The 18,513-nt window shown below is 62.8% G+C and carries 17 protein-coding genes; 2 read left to right on the forward strand and 15 right to left on the reverse strand.

All coding sequences use genetic code 11. The features are described 5' to 3' along the window. The first annotated feature begins 54 nt into the window (after positions 1-54). On the forward strand, positions 55-624 hold the full coding sequence (locus THIVI_RS04670) for an Lcl C-terminal domain-containing protein (protein WP_014777479.1): 570 nt from the start codon (positions 55-57) through the stop codon (positions 622-624). A gap of 1 nt (position 625) precedes the next feature. On the opposite strand, the gene THIVI_RS04675 is transcribed toward THIVI_RS04670, so the two are convergent. Continuing rightward, positions 626-961: a hypothetical protein gene (locus THIVI_RS04675; protein WP_014777480.1), complete on the reverse strand. Its 336-nt coding sequence runs from the start codon at positions 959-961 to the stop codon at positions 626-628. Positions 962-1,195: 234 nt separating this feature from the next. Here THIVI_RS04675 and THIVI_RS04680 point away from each other — a divergent pair, with 234 nt between their 5' ends. Beyond that, positions 1,196-4,789: a sulfite exporter TauE/SafE family protein gene (locus THIVI_RS04680; protein WP_014777481.1), complete on the forward strand. Its 3,594-nt coding sequence runs from the start codon at positions 1,196-1,198 to the stop codon at positions 4,787-4,789. 211 nt (positions 4,790-5,000) lie between these two features. Here THIVI_RS04680 and THIVI_RS04685 read toward each other — a convergent pair whose 3' ends face one another. From THIVI_RS04685 to THIVI_RS04745, 14 genes are all read right to left on the reverse strand, one after another. Further along, positions 5,001-5,540, reverse strand: coding sequence for a dihydrofolate reductase (locus THIVI_RS04685; protein ID WP_014777483.1), 540 nt, complete (start codon positions 5,538-5,540; stop codon positions 5,001-5,003). Positions 5,541-5,550: 10 nt separating this feature from the next. Continuing rightward, entirely contained in the window at positions 5,551-5,907 is a 357-nt protein-coding gene (rsfS, locus tag THIVI_RS04690) for a ribosome silencing factor (RefSeq protein ID WP_014777484.1), read from the reverse strand. A 53-nt stretch (positions 5,908-5,960) separates the two neighbouring features. After that, positions 5,961-6,599 carry a nicotinate-nucleotide adenylyltransferase gene (gene nadD / locus THIVI_RS04695; RefSeq protein WP_014777485.1) on the reverse strand — a complete coding sequence of 213 codons (639 nt, stop codon included), beginning with the start codon at positions 6,597-6,599 and terminating at the stop codon, positions 5,961-5,963. 17 nt (positions 6,600-6,616) lie between these two features. Next, on the reverse strand, positions 6,617-6,775 hold the full coding sequence (locus THIVI_RS25045) for a hypothetical protein (protein WP_014777486.1): 159 nt from the start codon (positions 6,773-6,775) through the stop codon (positions 6,617-6,619). A 38-nt stretch (positions 6,776-6,813) separates the two neighbouring features. Then, a complete protein-coding gene (locus THIVI_RS04700; protein ID WP_014777487.1) occupies positions 6,814-8,271 on the reverse strand; it encodes an NAD(P)/FAD-dependent oxidoreductase in 1,458 nt (485 codons plus the stop codon). A gap of 229 nt (positions 8,272-8,500) precedes the next feature. After that, the gene (locus tag THIVI_RS04705) at positions 8,501-9,220 is read right to left on the reverse strand and encodes a hypothetical protein (RefSeq protein ID WP_014777488.1); all 720 of its coding nucleotides are present in this window, start codon (positions 9,218-9,220) and stop codon (positions 8,501-8,503) included. A gap of 136 nt (positions 9,221-9,356) precedes the next feature. After that, on the reverse strand, positions 9,357-10,406 hold the full coding sequence (gene pstS, locus THIVI_RS04710; RefSeq protein WP_014777489.1) for a phosphate ABC transporter substrate-binding protein PstS: 1,050 nt from the start codon (positions 10,404-10,406) through the stop codon (positions 9,357-9,359). 19 nt (positions 10,407-10,425) lie between these two features. Then, positions 10,426-11,250 (reverse strand): phosphate ABC transporter ATP-binding protein PstB, encoded by an 825-nt coding sequence (gene pstB / locus THIVI_RS04715; RefSeq protein WP_014777490.1) that lies wholly within the window; start codon positions 11,248-11,250, stop codon positions 10,426-10,428. Between the two features lie 25 nt (positions 11,251-11,275). Next, on the reverse strand, positions 11,276-12,181 hold the full coding sequence (gene pstA, locus THIVI_RS04720) for a phosphate ABC transporter permease PstA (RefSeq protein WP_014777491.1): 906 nt from the start codon (positions 12,179-12,181) through the stop codon (positions 11,276-11,278). Beyond that, positions 12,178-13,152: a phosphate ABC transporter permease subunit PstC gene (gene pstC / locus THIVI_RS04725; protein WP_014777492.1), complete on the reverse strand. Its 975-nt coding sequence runs from the start codon at positions 13,150-13,152 to the stop codon at positions 12,178-12,180. Before pstC ends, pstA begins: the two co-directional genes overlap by 4 nt. Before the next feature lie 108 nt (positions 13,153-13,260). After that, on the reverse strand, positions 13,261-14,319 hold the full coding sequence (pstS, locus tag THIVI_RS04730; protein ID WP_014777493.1) for a phosphate ABC transporter substrate-binding protein PstS: 1,059 nt from the start codon (positions 14,317-14,319) through the stop codon (positions 13,261-13,263). Between the two features lie 238 nt (positions 14,320-14,557). After that, positions 14,558-14,836 (reverse strand): hypothetical protein, encoded by a 279-nt coding sequence (locus THIVI_RS04735; RefSeq protein ID WP_014777494.1) that lies wholly within the window; start codon positions 14,834-14,836, stop codon positions 14,558-14,560. Between the two features lie 24 nt (positions 14,837-14,860). Further along, positions 14,861-15,907, reverse strand: coding sequence for a phosphate ABC transporter substrate-binding protein PstS (gene pstS / locus THIVI_RS04740; protein ID WP_014777495.1), 1,047 nt, complete (start codon positions 15,905-15,907; stop codon positions 14,861-14,863). A gap of 79 nt (positions 15,908-15,986) precedes the next feature. After that, on the reverse strand, positions 15,987-18,476 hold the full coding sequence (locus THIVI_RS04745) for a glycogen/starch/alpha-glucan phosphorylase (RefSeq protein WP_014777496.1): 2,490 nt from the start codon (positions 18,474-18,476) through the stop codon (positions 15,987-15,989). Positions 18,477-18,513 lie beyond the last annotated feature (37 nt).

Below are 18,513 nucleotides of genomic sequence, written 5' to 3' on the forward strand. Positions count from 1 at the left end.
TCAAGGCAGAATGCGCCCGGTCGAACCGGACGACCGACGAGGTAAAACTGAAGCATGTACTCACGCAACCAATCCCGGCGCGGCGGCCTGACGATCCTGCTACTGCTGACGCCACTCCACGCAACCCTGGCGGCGGACATCCCGAGCGCGACCGATGCCTGCGTCGGCGGCCAACCCGAAACCGCCCCGTCCACGGAGTTCGTCGCCATTGAGGATGGCAGCGTGATTCGCCATGAACGCACCACACTCGAATGGCAACGCTGCGGGCGGGGTCAGACCTGGAATGGCACGACCAACCTCTGCGATGGCAAACCCACAGCCTATACCTGGGAAAAGGCGACTCGAATGGCGACGGCCCTGGAGGGCGGCTGGCGGCTGCCAACAGGCGAGGAACTGCTCAGCATCGTCGAAAAATGCCATGTCTCGCCCGCGATCAATCCGCAGGTTTTTCCCAATACTCCGGCATCTCTTTTCTGGTCATCCTCTTCCGACACGGGTGGATTGAACCGCGCCTGGAGCGTTAGCTTCTTTACCGGCAGTCCCTACCGCCCCGGCAAGATCCAAAGCGGTCGGATCCGGCTGGTGCGCGGCACCATGAAGGAAACGCCGCCGGCCGCGCCCTGACTTACCAAGGGCGGTATTCCAGCCCGGGAATGTCCTGACGGTCGAAGACCGCCGGCAACCCCAACAGCAACTCCCGCAAGTGATCGAGATCCATGTATCGCCCATAGGACGCCTTGGCCGCGTCGAGCGGCAACTCGACCCAATAGCGATTGGCCTCGAATTCGCACAGGATCTGCATGATGTTTTCCTCGGCGTCGATGATTCCGAGATAATCGTCCTCGCATTGCAGACGGGGCAGCAGTTGCTCGCAGATCGAACGGACACTCATCTCCACGGCGCTGGCCGACGAGACGGACTCTCCGGACCGGTCAAACAGATAAAAGACTCGATAGTGCATGATCGACAGTCATCGCTCCCTGTCATCTCGAAGAGGCGAATTTGCCTCATGATAAAGTCATCGGTCGTCGGAATGGCGCAAAGCGACCGCGTGCTATGATCCTGTTCGCCATGTGTTGGCGAATTGCTCCCAATATACCCCTGATCCCGTGCCCGATCATCGTCGCATTCGGCGCATCCCACGGCCTGGATCAAGGGTTTTTCTCCAGATCACTCGAATCGAGCCCACCGACCCGTGTCAGTCCAGTCGCCGCCCACTGAAGCCGAATCCACCGCCAGGCTTTTTCGCTCGCTCGTCTTCAAGCCGGCGGAGGGGGTGTTTCTCTTCCATCCCCGCGCCATGGAACGACTGATCGCGGAACACCTGGAATCGCGGGATCACGAGGGGCCGATCCCGGATCTCGGCTATTACCTGATGCCCTCTCCCGCCTTCCTGACCGGTCTGGAATCGGAAAACCCGGAGGCGCTGGCCGTCATCGAGGGGCTGACACTGCCCGATCATGTCATCCTGCTGCCGATGCCCGTGGAACAACGCCGCGACGCCGCCGGCTTTACCCGTCTGCTGCGCGATTACTGGGCGCGACGCTTCGAGGGCGAGATCGCGCGCGCCTGGCAGTCGGCCCGCGACACGCGACAGGATCGCGACGCCTTTGGCCCGGAGGCGCTACGGGATCTGATCGGCGCGCCCGCCTGCGCCGAGGTCCGCGATCTCCTGACCCGCGATGGGGTCATCCCGGCCGGACTTGAGGATGCGCTCGTCTGCCGGGGCTTCGTCGCCTTCGTCACCCGCCTGCGCTATTTTTGCCCCGGTGCGCGCGGTTTCTTTTTTCCGGCTGTCCACGATTGGGCGGAGTTGGATCGTTGGATGGCGGCGAGCGGGCTCGACCTGCCGGCGGCGCGGCCCGGTCACCCGCTCCCCCCGCTGCTGGAACGAACCTGTCCCGAGCCGCGCTGCGGCCATCCCTCCCAGGTGCCGCTTCTGCCAAGCGATCTGTCCTATGCCCGCTCGGATCCTGATTTCGTGCCCCATCGACTCGCCATCGAAGGGCGGCACGCGGCACGCGTCGCGGAGGATATCGAAGACCTACGGGAGATTGGCCTGAATCCGCCCGATCCGGACTTGCCCAAACGGCCTCCGGGCGTGCCGCCGCCGCTTGAAGCGCGCTGTCTGGCCGCGCTCCGCCAGGGTCTGCAATTGCCGCGACATGACTGGCGGATTCATCTGCGCGACGCGCTTCTGGGTTTCCTCGCCCCCCTGCTGGATCTGTTACTGGCCTTTCCGACCCTGTTCCGACGACGCGGCTCGCCCACTCTGATCGCCAGCGGTATCCGGCTGGAGCTGTACCTGATCCTGTTCCGCCATGCCGTGCGCACCGCCCAGCGCGCCGAACTCAGCGACCGCTATGGCGCAGCCATCGACCAACTGGCCGCGGCGCAGTTACGTTTTCAAGCCATGGGCGAGCCCTGCGCCCCAGAAGCCGAGCAGGTCAGGCGGACCTTGACCCAACGTCGACTCGGCGCCGAAGAGGCGCTCTCCAATCAGTTGGCGGCCAAATGGAAGCTCGCGCCGGACAGCGCGCATGAGTTGCGGGTGCTCGCGCGACGGCTGGGCGCCGACCTGCTCGATTCACCACGCGCCTGGCCCGCGCACAGCCTGCTGCTGACGCTGGAGCGGGTGCTGCTGGAAAGCCGCACGACCTATTACCGATTTCGGCCCTTCCACTGGCTGTTGAGCGCCGGGAGGCTCCGATTCCGCCAGATCCTGCCATTCCAGGCGAATCTCAAGGCGCTGCGCGCGCTCGACACTGGACTCAACCGGCTGGAACAACTCGGCTGGCCCACGGCGGACGCCGAACGCTTCAGCCAGCCGCTGCACGCGATCTCCAGGCGGCTCACCGTCCACCTGGAGAAGCCGCTCAAACCTCTGTTGAAGCGCGCGCTCCAGGACGCCGGATTCAACCCCGGCAATCACCGCGAGGAGGTCGCCGCGCACAAGCTGCTGCGCGAACTCCTGGATGTCATCGAACACCGACGGCATCTGAAATTCACCGACGTTCGAGACATTCTCGCCCGCAACGTCCTGCGGCTCCCGGATTTCACCATTGCGGAACTGCTGCGCGGCGACCGGCTCGCGCGCTTTGATCGTCTGGCCGCGCACGCGCTGCCCGGCGTCTATCAACCGGGCGAGTTTTATCTCAAGGGCTTGCAGCAACTGGGCGCACCGCTGTTCGGCACCCCGCTGGGCCGGCTGCTCCTGCGTCATCTGATCCTGCCCTTTGGCCTCGCCTTTCTGGGACTTAAAACCCTGGACGTGTTGATTGGTCTGATCACCCACCATCCATCCGACCTCGACTTGACGACGCCCTGGCTCATCGGCGGCGTCGGCCTGCTCATCAACGCCATCGCTTACACGCATTCGCTACGACAGGGCGCTCTGGCCCTGTTGCGCGGACTCTGGTGGGGGCTGCGACTGCTGTTCTATGACGGTCTGCGACGTTTCATGCGCTGGCAGCCGATCATCGCGCTTCTCGAAACCAGTCTGGTCCGGGGACTGGACCGCAACCTGCTGCGGCCCTTTGTGATCGGAGCACTGCTGGTGTTGCCATTTCTCGGCATCGCCAGCCTGCTCGAAGGCTCGCCGGTGGAGCCTGGCATCTCGCTGTTCGCGCTCGCCCTGGCCTTGGGCACCCTAGTGCGCAACACCCCCGCCGGGCGTCACCTGCTGGACGACGCCATCAGCACCGTCGGCCGCTTCCTTCGACTAGCGAACCAGACCCTGATTCTGGGACTGGTACGCGAACTCATGCAGTTCTTCAAGGACATCACCCGGCGTTTCCAGCAGGGCCTGCACTGGATCGAGGAATTACTGAGCCATCGGCTGGGCGAATCGCGGCTGAAACTCGCCATCAAGGCCGTACTGATACCCGTCTGGCGCTTTCTGGAAGCCTTGATTCAATTCTACGTCACGGTCCTGGTCGAACCCCAGGTCAACCCCATTAAGCACTTTCCGCTGGTCACCATCGGTCACAAGGTGATGCTCCCCTTCTTTCCGGTTATCACCAGCTTTCTGTTTACCGTGACCGAAACCCTGCTGCCCAAATGGATCGCCTATCCCTTCGTCACGCTCACCGTCCTCCTCCTGCCCGGCCTGGCCGGATTCCTGGTCTGGGAACTCAAGGAAAACTGGAAGCTCTACGCCGCCAATCATCCCGCCCTGGGACCGGCCGCCGGTGCCCGCCCCGGTCTGCAAGCAATGCGCCGCGCCGACCTCCCGGACGCCCCCATCGAACCCGCCATCATCGGCGGACATGGCGAGACCATGCGCGGACTCCTGCGCCGCGGCTTTCACAGCGGCACGCTGCCGAAAGCCTTCGACCGGCTCCGGCGCGTGCTGCGCCAGCAACTGCGCGACGGCAGTGAAACCCCGCAACGCCTGCGTGAGGCACAGCGCCATCTGGCCGAGATCGAACGGGCCATCTGCGTGTTCTGCGACCGCGAGCTGGGCTACGCGCTCCGGCGACGCTGCAAGCATCCGCATTGCGCGCTGACACGGATCGAGACCCGGCGTCCGCGTCTGGCCACCGCCTCGTTCGAGCTCACCCTGGAGTTGTATAGCCAGTCCCCGGAAACCCCCGACCCGATCGAACTGCGTCTCTGCTTCTGCCTGCTGGAACCCGACCTTTACCTGAAGGTCGTGATCGACGGTCCCCGCGCCAACCTCGACGACACCTGCTGGCGACTCGTCCAAGAAGATATCCGGGTCTTCGGCGGACGCGCCGGCGCCAGTCAGACCCTGCTGGACATGCACGAGATCGACATCGGGGACTGAGGCACTCGCCCCCGCCATGAAGCCGTTCATGGTGAGGCGCTCGCCCCGCCTGAAGCCGTTCGTGGTGAGGCACTCGCCCCGCCTGAAGCCGTTCATGGTGAGGCACTTGCCCCGCCTGAAGCCGTTCGTGGTGAGGCACTCGAACCACGAATGGCTTCACGCTCCGAGCCCGAGCAGCAGGATGGCGAGTCGGTTGTTATACGTAGCGCACTCACAGCCTGCGCCGGAGTTCCAAAAAGGTCATGGCAAAGGCATTACGCGCATCGGCGGCGTGCTCGATTCGAGTCACCTCGTGCCACTGCGTCGGATCCCAGTGCGGAAACAGGGCATCGCCGTCGACCCGGACATGGACTAGCGTCAGATAGAGACGGCTGGCGCGCGGCAGTGCTTCGGTATACAGCGCGGCACCGCCCACAATCATCAACTCGGGAACGCCGCCCGCGACTGCTACGGCCGCATCGAGCGAGGCAACGACCGTGCAACCGTCCGCCCGAAAATCCGGGTTGCGAGACAGAACGATATGCCGTCGTCGCGGCAGCAGACCCGGCAGCGACTCCCAGGTACGCCGCCCCATGACGATGGGTTTATCCAGAGTCAAGCGCTTGAAGTGCGCCAAATCGGCCGGTAAACGCCAAGGCAGGGCATTGTCGCGACCAATGACGCCATTCTCTGCAACCGCGGCAACCAGCGCGAGGATCGGCACAGCGGTCTCCCGAGCGCCGATAGAATCCACCGCATCCACTCCCGCCATGCGTTCCAACTCAGACCGAACTCGCCGCCATCATCGGCTCCGCGGCGGGCGTGGACCAGAGACGCTCCAGGTTATAGAAATCGCGCACCTTCGGCAGCATCACATGAACGACGACACCGTTCAGATCCACCAGCGCCCATTCGCCCTCGGCAACGCCCTCGGTTCCCAGGGGCGTTTCGCCCGCTTCCTTCGACCGAAAGGCGACGGTTTCAGCGATGGCCTTGACGTGCCGGTCCGAGGTACCGGACGCGACCACCATATAATCGGTAATGGCCGTCTTGCCGCGAACGTCCATGACATTCACATCGCGAGCCTTCATATCGGCCAGCGTTTCCTCGACTAATTGCCGAAGTTGCTCAAGTTGCATGCGGTCTCCGCTGCTCAAAAAAGAAAAACAAGTATGGATGCGAACCCATCCATTTAACCGACCGATCGATAGAGCCCCTCACGCTCGATCAGCGCGAGCACCCCATCGGGCAGAAGATAGCGCGAACTCAGACCTCGCGCGACCAATTGCCGAATACGCGTCGATGAAATCGCAACCTGCGTGACATCCTGATACAGAATGCGACCGCCCGGCTCCGCCGCCAGGGACGCCGGATCATCGCCGCCATGCTCCAGATACAGGTTTCTGAGAAACGGGTCCGCGACCGAGCCATGACCTGGCCGGCGCATGACAACCAGATGCGCCAACTCAAGAATCCCGAGCGGCCGATACCACGACTGGAAGCCCGCGAAGGCATCGGCCCCCACCAAGAGACACAACGGCACCCGCGGACCCAATTCGGCGCGCAGCGAGACCAAGGTGTCATAGGAAAAGGAACCGCCCGAGCGCTCCAACTCGCGTGCGTCCGCCACGAAGCCGGGCTGCCCCGCGATCGCCGCCTCCAGCATCCGCAAACGCAACGCACCCGCCGCCTGAGGCTGCGGACGATGCACGGCGACATTCAAGGGGATAAAGCGCACCTCGGCGAGACCCAGTCCCTGCAGACAGTCCAATGCCGGACGCAGATGCCCGAAATGGATGGGATCGAAGGTTCCGCCGAGAATGCCGATCATGCATGAACAAACCGCGATCAATTATGCGACTTGATCAACAGCTTGAGGATTTTCAGATTGATCACCCAAAAACGGTAAAACTGCCAGATGAAGGAGGTTCGCATGTAACGAACCCATTTCGTGGGCACCGGCGGATAGTACGCCTGCTGATAGGGCTCTTTGTTCTTGGCGGCCATAAGTCTCTGCCTCACTTTAAAGATGAACGGAAAACGCCTCAATCCGGAAGAATGGACCAACCCGGACGGAGTTTGGCCTGGTAGATGAACACATGGTGAAGAATGTATTTCATCCAATGCCCCGCTAGCCCGATCTCGCCGAAGGTGAGGTTCATATCCCGTCCATATTCGGGATAGGTCTCGTAATCCGGAACGACGGGGAACACCGTCATGGTCGCGGCGGTGCCGTTGAAGATATCCGAGCCGGTCGAGGCCAGGCAAGCGGCGCCCATCTCGCCCATGGAGGCGGAATGCGTCGGCTCCGGCGCGCCCTTGAGCATGTCGCGGAGACTCTCCGCCACGGCCTTGCCGATGGACGCCGAGGGCATGCCGGTCCGCGGCGGAGTGGGGCTGATCTGGGTGCCGTTGGGGCTCTTCATGACCTTGCTGATGGGATGCGGCGGCGCGAAGGCGATGCCGATCGCGAACATGTTCTTGTATTTCGGCGTCTGATAGGTTCTGGGCCAATCGGCCTTGCTCCACTCCTCGAACGGCTTGGGAGCGTAATCGGCATCGACCTTCATGAAACCGTTGGGCGCGAAGATCTGATCGGTGATGTCGGCGCCAGACTTGTCGAACGCCTTCAGACCGACCCCCGAGAAGGGCGGAATCAGCATGGAGAAATCGAAGTCCAGTTCATGATAGGTGCCGTCGAGCAGTTCGTAGTGAATCTTGCCCGGCTCGATCTTGGTGATGTGCGCGCGGGTGATCCATTCCATGCCGCGCTCGACCATCAGCGACTCGGCGAACACCTTGCCGTTGGTCACATAGCCGCCACGGGTGATATGCACGCCGCCCATGCCGAAATCGCCCAGTTCGTATTCGTTGCTGATCCAGACCAGCCGCGCGCGTTCGCGCACGCCCGCCTCGCGCAAGGCATGGTCGACATTGTAGATATACTCGAAGGCCGCGCCCTGGCATGTGCACATGCCGTGCCCAGTGCCGATGACAAAGGTGCGCTCCTCGCCAGCCTTCATCGCCTCGATGTTCTTTTGCAGTTGCGAGTTCGCCTCCAGCGCGTGGCCGGGCGTGCAGACCGACACGGTATGACCGCCTTCGGGCCCCAAGCCGGGCGTGGCGCCGAAATTCAGCTTGGGACCGGTGGCGTTGACCAGATAGTCGTACTCGATGGCCTCGGTCTGCCCGGCCCGCGACATCTCCGTGTATTCGACCGTCACAAAGGGACTGGCATGCTCGGCATCGCCTTCTGGGTTGATCGACAGAGCCTTGGCCTGACGAAAATCCACGTTGATTTTTTTGTAGATCGGGGCAAGTTCGAAGGTCACCTGACGCTCCGTCATTTCGCCCACACCCACCCAGATATTCGACGGAATCCAATTCCACTTGGAATTCGGCGAGACCACGATAATCTGATGCTTTTTCCCAACCCATTTGCCCAGGTATCGGGCAGTGGTGTGGCCGGAAATACCCGCCCCAAGGATAACGATACGTGCCATATGCAGACTCCAGGTTCGATTCAGCCATCGTCGCTTAAAGTTCGTCGCTTCAAACGGCGTCGATCAATTCCCATCTCATCCTATTCTTATCGACATGAATGATCCTTGTCGAGCAAAAGAAAAAAACGCTTATATACTGATTTAGTACGCCAAATACCCGCGCGATCAGCAGTTCTCAGTATGGTCTAATGGAGCGAAAAATCCGGACGAATCATGCGCCAGATACCCCCTAACCGGTCTTCGGTTTCCGCTCGGTTGCTCGCCGATCGGAAACGCGGCGGTCGCTGCCGCGCCGCTCCGTCGATCTCCGATCCGTCTCTTTCTCGATGAAAGCCGCAAAGCGCTTGCGCAACTTGGGTATCTCCAGGAGCGCGGCGAGGCTGCGCTTGCGGCAACCCTTGACCAGGGAGGCGGGGTCGAAAAAGGCCTTAGCGTTGCCGACCGACAGGACGAAGGGCGGACGGCCCTCGCGGCAGAGCAGGTAACTCATCACCAGGGCGCCGGTGCGGTGGTTGCCCTCGATGAACAACTGGGGCGCGGAGAGCATCTGGATGAAGACCCCGGCGGCACGTCGACAGACCCGGTCCTCCTTGTGATCGGCCAGATAGTTCATCAATGACCGCACACCGCCGGGATTGGAGTCGTTGTAGAAGCGTCGCTCGGTCTCCTGGGCGTGGGGCGCGCAATCCTCGAAGGCCAGATCGCTGGCCCCGCAGAGCACCAGCAGATTGAGCTGCAACAGATGTCTGGAGTTACCGCGCGCGAGCGGGTCGATGTCAGCGGCGAGCAGCTCACCGACATAGTCGTAGCCGGCAAGCAGGTTGTCCACCACCTCGTCCCGCAGCGGGTCGCGCGGGGTCTCCAGGCTCTCGTTGATCCGCGCGAAATCGCGTTGGACCGCGCGCAGTGAGGCTTCGATGGCGGACAGGTCGAGGCGGGATTTCGACACTCCTGGCTCCTGGGGCGCGGGCGCCAACCGATCAATGGACGGGGCGATCACGCGGCCTTGCGCGACTCGGACCCGGCAAGACGAAAGGGGCGCCGTCCCTGGCGCCCCTATCCCCCAACACGGCTGAAATCCAACCCTATCGAACGCGCGCGAGCGCCTCCCTGGCCTTCGCGATCATGGGTTCCGGCAGCGGAACATAGCCCAGATCACGCGCCACCACCTGGCCCTGGTCGAGCCCCCAGGTCAGAGCGTCCTTGAGCGCGGTACCCTTGGCCGGATCGGCATAGTGCTCGTTCAGCAGGATCCAGGTATAGCTGACGATCGGATACGCCTCGGCGCCCTCCGGATCCGGAACGAAGAGGCGCAGATCCTCGGGGATCTCGCTTGCCGAGGCCAGGGCCGCCTGGCCCGCGCCAGGGCTTGGCATCACCGGAAGGCCGGAGCGGTTCTCCAGGATGGCGACTGGCATTCCTAGACGTTCGGCGAACTCGTATTCCATGTAACCGATGGCGCCATCCGTGATCTTGACGCGCTGGGCGACGCCTTCGTTGCCGCGCGCGGTCATGGCCTTGCCCGGCCAGTCGATCAGCTTGCCGATCCCCGGCCCCTCGGCGCTCCACCAGGGGTCGATGGCCCCCAGATGATTGGTGAAGGCGAAGGTGGTGCCGCTCGAATCGCGCCGGACCACCGGCACGATGGCCTTGTTCGGCAGGGCGATACCTGGATTCGAGGCGCGGATGCGCGGATCGTCCCAGGTACGGATGCGGCCCGCGAAGATGTCGAGATAGACATCCCGCTTCAGGGACAACCCCTCAAGCACGCCAGGAATGTTATAGGCGAGTACCACCATGCCCGCGGTCATGGGGATCATGATCGCGCCGCGTTCCGGGTCGACCCGCGCCAGATCCTTGTCGGACAGGGCCGCGTCGCTGGCCCCGAAGTCCACCGTGCCAGCGAGAAAGCGGCTGACGCCCTCGCCGCTGCCCACCGCGTCATAGGTGAAGATCCGATCCGGGCGAACCTGGCGATAGTCGATGATCCAGCGCTGATAGAGCGGCGCGGGGAAGGTGGCGCCCGCGCCCACGATCGTCAGTGTGTCGGCCGTCTCGTCGGAGACGCCGAGGCCCGGGAGTCCGGCGGCGAGCAGCGCCAGTAGCACGCCCGCCAATGCGTTCTTGCCCATCATGATGTCTCCTGGGAGCGTCTCAACTGAACTGGCCGGAGATGTAGTCCTTGGTGAGCCGTTCCCTGGGATCCTCGAAGATTTGCCTGGTGGGCCCCATTTCCACCAGATAGCCGGTGCGCCCGCCGTGGGAGATATCGACCGAGAAGAAGGCGGTGGTGTCCGCCACGCGGGTCGCCTGCTGCATGTTGTGGGTCACCAGCGCCAGCGTGTAGTTCTCCTTCAGCTCCAGCATCAGTTCCTCGACCTGACGGGTGGCGATGGGGTCGAGCGCCGAGCAGGGCTCGTCCATCAGCAGCACGTCCGGCTCCGTTGCAATGGCGCGCGCGATGCACAGACGCTGCTGCTGACCGCCGGAGAGCGACAGCCCGCTGTTCTTGAGCTTGTCCTTGACCTCTTTCCACAGCGCCGCGCGCTCCAGGGCCTTCTGCACCCGCTCGTCCATGTCGCCCTTGAAGCGGTTGAGCCGCAGCCCGAAGGCGACGTTGTCATAGATGCTCATGGAGAAGGGGTTGGGCTGCTGGAAGACCATGCCGATGTAACGGCGCACCAGCACCGGGTCGACCTTGGCCGCATAAACATCCTGTCCGTGGTACAACACGCTGCCCAGGAAGCGAAAGACCTGGATCAGGTCGTTCATGCGGTTGAGGCTGCGCAGCACCGTGGACTTGCCGCAGCCGGAGGGGCCGATGAAGCCGGTGATCTTCTTCTTCTCGATCGGCACCGTGCTATCGCGCACGGCGAGGAAGTCCCCATAGAAGATCTTGTCCACCTTGCAATCGATGATGATGTCGCCCGCGGCCTGGTACGGCTGCGCGACGAAGACCGACTCTGCTACTGCGTTCATGCTTGAGTACCTTGGGAGAATGAAGTCAAACCTTGGGCTGGCCGATCAGGCGCGCGAGGATGTTGAACACCAGCACGAGCAACACCAGCACCAGCGACGCGGTCCAGGCCAGTTCGATCTGGTTGGGGAAGGGCATGCCGGAGAAGTTGTAGATCAGGATCGAGAGCGACGCGGTCGGCTCCGACAGCTCGGAGATAAAGTAATTACTGAAGAGCGCGGTAAAGAGCAGCGGCGCCGATTCGCCCGCCGCGCCGGCCACCGCCAGCAAGACACCGGTCAGGATGCCCGGCAAGCCGGTGGGCAGCACCACCTTCCAGATCACCTGGGTGCGGGTGCAGCCCATGCCATAGGCGGCGTCCTTCATACGCTGAGGCACCTGGGAGATCGCCTCCTCGGCGGCCAGGACCACGGTGCGCAGCATCAGCACCGCCAGCGCGATACCGCCCGCCCAGGCCGAATAACCCCAGTGGATGACCAGCACCGCGTAGACGAAGACGCCCGCCATGATCGAGGGAAAGCCGGTCAGCACCTTGGCGAGGAACCGGGAGGTGTTGGCCATCTTGCTATGCGGGTCGAGCACGCCGAGATAGATGGCCGCCAGGATGCCGATGGGAATACTGATGACGGAGGCGATGCCGACCATCGCCAGGGTTCCGACGATGGCCGGTCCGATGCCGCCGCCCAGCTCGAAACCGGCGGGGGGCAGACCGGTGATGACCTCGACGAAGTCGCTCCCGAACAGACGGCTCCCGCCCTGCACCAGGAGCAGATAGATCACGGAGAACAGCGGCACCGACGCCAGCACCGCGGCGAGCCAGGTCAAACCGGTGAGGACGCCGCTTTGTAGCGCCCGTACCTCAAGTCCCTGGCGGGTGAGTCGCGGCGTGGGGCGGGCCGCCTCGGGCGGCATGGTGAGGTCGAAGTCGCTCATTTCTTACCCTCGAACTTGCGGATGGTGTATTGCTGAACGGCCAGCCCCGCCACATTGACGATGAAGGTGATGACGAGCAGGACCAGGGCGGCGTACATCAGGGCCTGCACCTCGATCTGACCCGCCTCCGGAAAGGTCGACGCCAGCAGGGAGGCGAGTGTATTGGCCGGGGAGAAGAGCGACAGGCTGATCTGGTTGGCGTTGCCGATGAGCATGGCGAGCGCCATGGTCTCGCCCAGCGCGCGCCCGAAACCCAGCACCAGCGCGGCGAGGATGCCGGACGAGGCGGTTGGCAGCATCACCTTGAGGATCGCCTCCCAGCGGGTCGTGCCCATGCCATAGGCGGCCTCCTTGACCTTGTAGGGAATCCGGCGGAAGGCGTCGACCGAGATCGCCGCCACCGTCGGCAGGATCATGATCGCCAGCACCAGCGCGGCGGGGGCCATGCCCGGACCGGCCAGGTCGGTGCTAAAGAGCGGGAACCAGCCGAATTGACTGTGCAGCCACTCGGCGCCGGGTTTGAGCAGCGGGATCAGCACGAAGATGCCCCAGAGTCCGAACACGACCGAGGGGATCGCCGCGAGCATCTCGATGACGGTGCGGAAGACCGTGGCCAGGCGATGATCGATGAAATCCTGGGTTAGGAAGATGGCGATGGCGATCCCGAAGATCCCGCCGAGGAAGAGCGCGAGCAGCGAGCTGTAGAGGGTGCCCCAGATCTCGGGCAGTACGCCGAACTCGGCCTTGTTGACGTTCCAGGTGGTGCCGGTGATGAAGCCGAGTCCGTAAGTTTGGATGGCCGGAAAAGCCTCGCGGAGGATCTCCCAGAGGATATAACCGGTCAGGACGATGATGAGAAAGGCGCTGAACCAGGCAATCCCCCGAAAGAGACTGTCGGTCGCATAATCGCCTGCGGAGGGCGGTCCCGAGACACTGGTCGCGGAATCCGCTGCTGCAAAGAGTTTGGCCATGATCGTCACTTTGGTTGACGGAAAAGAAACCAACAAACGTTGTCGTCAGTCGCAGGTTGGCGGGACTTGAGCAACGGGACCGGGCACGGAGGCCCGGTCTTCATCCGCTTACTGAATGAACTCGGCAGCGCCCATGACTTTCTGTTGAACATTTTCGGGCAAGGGGATATAGCCCATGGAATCGGCGATTTTCTGCCCCTCCTCGATGCCGTACTTCACCAGCTTGCGCAGTGCCTCGGCCTTGGCGTCGTCCTGATCCTTGTAGAACAGCATCCAGGTGAAGGACACGATGGGATAGGCGTCAGCGCCAGCCGGATCCCAGTTCCAGGCGATCAGATTGGGCGCGTCGCTGTTCGGGAGCGTGCCCTCGGGGAACTCGGAGCTGGCCAGCGCGGCAGCGCCTGTTTCAGGGCCGGCGGAGACGAAATTGCCCGACTTGTTCTCGATCTGGGCGACCTGTTTCCAGCCCGTGAGCTTGGCAAAGCCATATTCGACGTAGCCGATCGAGCCTTCGTTCTGCTGGACCTGGGCGGTGACGCCATCGTTCTTGGGCGCGGCGACGAACTTGCCGGAGGACGGCCAGTTCGGCTGCTTGCTCTTGCCAACCGCCTTCTCGAACTCGGGGCTGATGGCGGCCAGGTGGCCGGAGAAGACATAGGAGGTGCCCGAGGAGTCGGAGCGGGTGACGACCGTGATGGCCTTATCGGGCAGCGCGACACCAGGATTGGTGGCGGCGATGGCCGGATCGTTCCACTGGGTGATAGTGCCGCTGAAGATGCCGGCGTAAGCCGCGCGGGACAGCTTGAGTTCGTCCACGCCCTTCAGGTTATAGATCAGCACGATCTCGCCGGCGGTCATGGGCAGCAGCACCACGCCCTGCTTCACCTTGGCGATCTCATCGTCTTCCATGGCCGCGTCGGAGGCGGCGAAATCCACGGTCCCGTTGATCAGATCCTGGATACCGGCACCCGAACCCTTGGACTGATAGTCCACCCGGATGCCTTTTTCAGCCTTGCTGAAATCCTTGAACCACTTGGAATAGATGGGAAAAGGAAAACTGGCGCCCGAGCCGTTGAGCTTGACGTCAGCGCTGACGGTGCCCGAAAAAGCCAGGATGGAAACGAAACCGGCGGCAAGCGCCGATTGGATGAAGGTTGCCTTCCGCATAACGATACCCCTTAAGTGATGAAGCCAGGCGATGCCCTCCATTCGGAGCCCGCCATCGTTAAAACAGGGATAGTGTCGCTGGTCACTACAGCCAAATGTATGAAGGAAAGATGATGGTTTGATGACACTCCCTGTCATCGAATCATCTCTTAAACCGCGCCAGCTCCGACAGTCGTCGATACGGCCGAGGTCGCTCCAAATCAAAAACAACGCCTACCGCGCTGGGCGCGGTTTAAATTCAGGCGATGAGGCGATCCGATCGATCGGGACCGGTGCCCGGGCGTTTATCCTTCCCGCGATTGGCTTCGAGCATCCGCTGAAAGCGCGCGGGATCGTCCTTGAGCATGATCAGATACTCCTCGATCAGCCCGTGCCAACCCGGCCCGCCGTGCTCCTTGAGCTTGATCAGGGCGACCATGAGCAGCTTGCTCGCCGCGCGTATCTCGCGATCGCCACCCTCGCCGTACCAGGCAACCAGTTCCTGATACAGCGCTTCGGTTTTTTCGAGCGGTGTCATCCGGGGATCTCCCGCGTCAATCCACTACTGGATCGTCTCGACCTTTTCCAGAATCAACTTGACCGCGTCATCCCTGAGCGGAATGTAGCCGAGCAGATCGGCGACCTTCTGGCCATCGGTCAGCGCGTAGCCGATCACGTCCCTGATGACGCTCGCGCGTTCGTCCGGGTAGTCCTTGCGCAGAACCAGCCAGGAGAGCGACAGAATCGGATAGGAGCCATCCCCCGTGGGGTCGGCGATCTCGGACAGATCCATGTCGGCGCGGAAGGACTCGATGGCGGCGCGGAAGGAGTCGCCATCCGGGGCCACGTACTCGCCGGCGCGGTTTTGCAGGAGGGCCATCGTCATGTTGGTCAGGTAGGCATAGGAATACTGGAGATAGCCGATCGAACCCGGAATCGCCTGGATGAAGGCCGCCACGCCGCCATTGCCGAGCCCGCGCACGAGACCGCCGCGCTCCTTGAGTGCCTGGGGCCACTCGGGATTCATGTCGACGCCGACGCTCTGCGCGAAGTCCGGGCTGATGGCGTTCAGGTGGCGCGCCGTCACGAAGGTCGTCCCGCTCGAATCGCCCCGCGCGACCACGAAGATCGGCAGGTCCGGCAGGGTCACGCCCGGGTTGGCCGCCGCGATGACCGGGTCGTTCCAGCGCGCGATCCGACCCAGGAAGATCCCCGCGATGGCCTCGCGCGAGAGCTTGAGGGCGTCGACCCCCGGCAGGTTATAGGCGATCACGACGGCCCCGGCGGTCATGGGGAGTTGCACGATGCCTCCTGGAACCTTCGCGGCGTCCTCGGCTGTCACCGGAAGGTCGGATCCGGCGAAGTCAAGCGTGCCGTTGATGAGATTGGATACGCCGCCACCGCTGCCGATGGCCTGATAGTCGATCTGCACCTCGGGATGGGCGAGGTAGTAATCGCGGAACCAGCGCAGATAGATCGGGGCTGGAAAGCTGGCCCCGGCACCCACGATCTTGATCATCTCCGACGCGAACGAGGCTTGCGGGAGCGCGGTCATGAACAGGGTCGCCAAGGCGAGGGAGAACAAACGGAATCGAGGTGGGAGCTTCATGTGCTGAGTTTCTCTTGTGGTGATGTCGGATCGGAGGCGTGACGCGCGCAACGGCCCGCGCGCGTCCCGACGCCTGGGCTTAGACGTCGGCCGGTGCCGGTTGAACCTTCCAGATCTGCTCGCAATAATCCCGAATCGAGCGATCCGAGGAAAACTTGCCCATCCGCGCGACGTTGAGGATGGACATGCGATTCCAGTGCTCCCGATCGCGCCAGGCGTGTCCCACTTCACTCTGTCGACTCACATAGTGTTCGTAGTCGGCCAGAACCATGAAGGGGTCGTATTGGATCAGGCTGTTGGTGAGCGGACGGAAGAGTTCCTTGTCGCCGTGCGAAAAGAGCCCGGAGTCGATGAGATCGAGAGCGGACCTGAGTTCCTCGCTCTCGTGACGGAACTCCCAGGGGCGATAACCCTGCGCCTGATGCCGCTGCGCCTGCTCGGCGGTGAGTCCGAAGAGGAAGAAGTTCTCGTCGCCAACCTCCTCGCGAATCTCGACATTGGCCCCATCGAGCGTGCCGATGGTCAGAGCGCCGTTCATGGAGAACTTCATGTTGCCGGTGCCTGATGCCTCCTTGCCCGCCAGCGAGATCTGCTCCGAGAGATCCGCCGCCGGATAGAGTCGCTGGCCGTTCTTGACGCTGAAGTCGGGCATGAAGGCGACGCGCAGGGTGCCGTTGATCTGCGGATCGCGGTTGATCACCTCGGCGACCGAGTTGATGAGCTTGATGATGAGCTTCGCCATGAAATAGCCGGGCGCCGCCTTGCCGCCGAAGATGAAGGTGCGCGGCGGAAGATCCAGGTGCGGGTTCGCCTTCAGGCGCTGATAGAGGGTGACGATGTGCAGCACATTGAGGTGCTGGCGCTTGTACTCGTGGATGCGCTTGGCCTGGACGTCAAACAGCGAGGCGGGGTCCGGCGTCACGCCGGCGTGCTTGCCGAGCCAGTTCGACAGATCCTCCTTGGCGGCGGTCTTGACCGCTTGCCAGTCGGCGTGCAGACCGGTGTCATCGGCATGCGCTTCGAGCGATCTGAGCAGGGACAGATCGCGCACCCAGGCGTCGCTCCCCAGGCGCTCGGTCAGGAGCGTCGCCAGGCGTGGATTGGCCGCCACGATGAACCGGCGCGGCGTGACGCCATTGGTGACATTGTGGAATTTTTCCGGCCACAGGTCATGGAAATCCTTGAGGATGGTGGATTTGACCAGTTCCGAGTGCATCGCGGCCACGCCATTGACCGCGAAGCTGCCAACGGTGGCCAGATGGGCCATGCGCACCCGCCGCCCCTGCGTCTCGTCGATGATGGACATGCGCGCCACCCGTGACTCGTCGCCCAGGAAACGCATCCGGACCTCGTCGAGAAAGCAGCGATTGATCTCATAGACGATCTCCAGCGGGCGCGGCAGGATGCGCCCGAAGAGTTCGACCGACCAGGTTTCCAGCGCCTCCGGGAGCAGGGTGTGATTGGTGTAACCGAAGGTGTGACGGGTGATCTCCCAGGCCGGATCCCAGGTCATCTTGTAGTCGTCGATCAGGAGCCGCATCAGCTCCGCGACGGCCACCGCCGGGTGGGTGTCGTTGAGCTGAACGCTGTATTTCTCGTGGAATTTTTCGACTGAGCCAGTCGTGTTGAACTGCAGGCGAAGCATGTCCTGGAGCGAGCAGGAGACGAAGAAATACTGCTGCTTGAGTCGGAGTTCCTTGCCGGCCTCGGGCTCGTCGTTGGGGTAGAGGATCTTGGAGATCGTCTCCGCCTCGACCTTGGCCCGCACCGCGCCGTAATAGTCGCCGGTATTGAAAGACTGAAAGTTAAAGGATTGCGTGGCGTGGGCCGACCACAGCCGCAACAGGTTCGCGTTGTTCACGCCGTAGCCAAGGATCGGGGTGTCATAGGCGCGGCCCTCGATCACCAGATCGGGAATCCAGCGGATGCGCAGATGGCCATCGTCATCGTATTGCTGAGTGTGGCCGCCAAATTTGACCGGGAAGCGCAGCTTGGGGCGATAGATCTCCCAGGGATTGCCGTTGCGCAGCCAGGCGTCGGTGTGCTCGACCTGCCAGCCGTTCTCAATGGTCTGGTCGAAGATGCCGAACTCGTAACGGATACCGTAACCGATCGCGGGGATCTCAAGCGTCGCGAGCGAGTCCAGATAGCAGGCGGCAAGCCGTCCCAAACCGCCGTTGCCGAGCCCTGGCTCTTCTTCTTCCTGCACGATGGCATCGAGGTCGAGCCCCAACTCTTCGCCCGCCGCGCGGGCAGTGTCCATGATCCCGAGGTTGATGAGGTTATTGACCAGATGCGGGCCGAGCAGGAACTCGGCCGACAGATAGCAGACGGTACGGGCCTGGCTGTGCTTATAGCTGCGTGCCGTCTTCACCCAGCGATCAAGCAGCCGGTCGCGCAGGGTATAGGCGGCGGCCATGTAGAAATCGTGGGGCGTCGCGACTTCTGGAAAGCGTCCCTGAAGATAAAACAGATTGTCGATGAAGGCCTGCTTCAGCGCCGCTTGCGACAGTCCGGTACGGGTGTGTTCATGCCCGCTCAACAGATCGGATTGGACGACGGTGTTCATGGCGACTCCCCAATCGAAAGGATTTCGGTGACATTCG

Source organism: Thiocystis violascens DSM 198, assembly GCF_000227745.2.
Taxonomy (GTDB): domain Bacteria; phylum Pseudomonadota; class Gammaproteobacteria; order Chromatiales; family Chromatiaceae; genus Chromatium; species Chromatium violascens.

Coding starts and splice junctions, on each gene's coding strand:
- pstC (WP_014777492.1), bottom strand. CDS start 13,152: ATGGCCAAACTCTTTGCAGCAGCGGATTCCGCGACCAGTGTCTCGGGA.
- pstS (WP_014777493.1), bottom strand. CDS start 14,319: ATGCGGAAGGCAACCTTCATCCAATCGGCGCTTGCCGCCGGTTTCGTT.
- THIVI_RS04670 (WP_014777479.1), top strand. CDS start 55: ATGTACTCACGCAACCAATCCCGGCGCGGCGGCCTGACGATCCTGCTA.
- THIVI_RS04700 (WP_014777487.1), bottom strand. CDS start 8,271: ATGGCACGTATCGTTATCCTTGGGGCGGGTATTTCCGGCCACACCACT.
- pstB (WP_014777490.1), bottom strand. CDS start 11,250: ATGAACGCAGTAGCAGAGTCGGTCTTCGTCGCGCAGCCGTACCAGGCC.
- THIVI_RS04685 (WP_014777483.1), bottom strand. CDS start 5,540: ATGGCGGGAGTGGATGCGGTGGATTCTATCGGCGCTCGGGAGACCGCT.
- THIVI_RS04735 (WP_014777494.1), bottom strand. CDS start 14,836: ATGACACCGCTCGAAAAAACCGAAGCGCTGTATCAGGAACTGGTTGCC.
- THIVI_RS25045 (WP_014777486.1), bottom strand. CDS start 6,775: ATGGCCGCCAAGAACAAAGAGCCCTATCAGCAGGCGTACTATCCGCCG.
- THIVI_RS04675 (WP_014777480.1), bottom strand. CDS start 961: ATGCACTATCGAGTCTTTTATCTGTTTGACCGGTCCGGAGAGTCCGTC.
- pstS (WP_014777489.1), bottom strand. CDS start 10,406: ATGATGGGCAAGAACGCATTGGCGGGCGTGCTACTGGCGCTGCTCGCC.
- THIVI_RS04745 (WP_014777496.1), bottom strand. CDS start 18,476: ATGAACACCGTCGTCCAATCCGATCTGTTGAGCGGGCATGAACACACC.
- nadD (WP_014777485.1), bottom strand. CDS start 6,599: ATGATCGGCATTCTCGGCGGAACCTTCGATCCCATCCATTTCGGGCAT.
- pstA (WP_014777491.1), bottom strand. CDS start 12,181: ATGAGCGACTTCGACCTCACCATGCCGCCCGAGGCGGCCCGCCCCACG.
- rsfS (WP_014777484.1), bottom strand. CDS start 5,907: ATGCAACTTGAGCAACTTCGGCAATTAGTCGAGGAAACGCTGGCCGAT.
- pstS (WP_014777495.1), bottom strand. CDS start 15,907: ATGAAGCTCCCACCTCGATTCCGTTTGTTCTCCCTCGCCTTGGCGACC.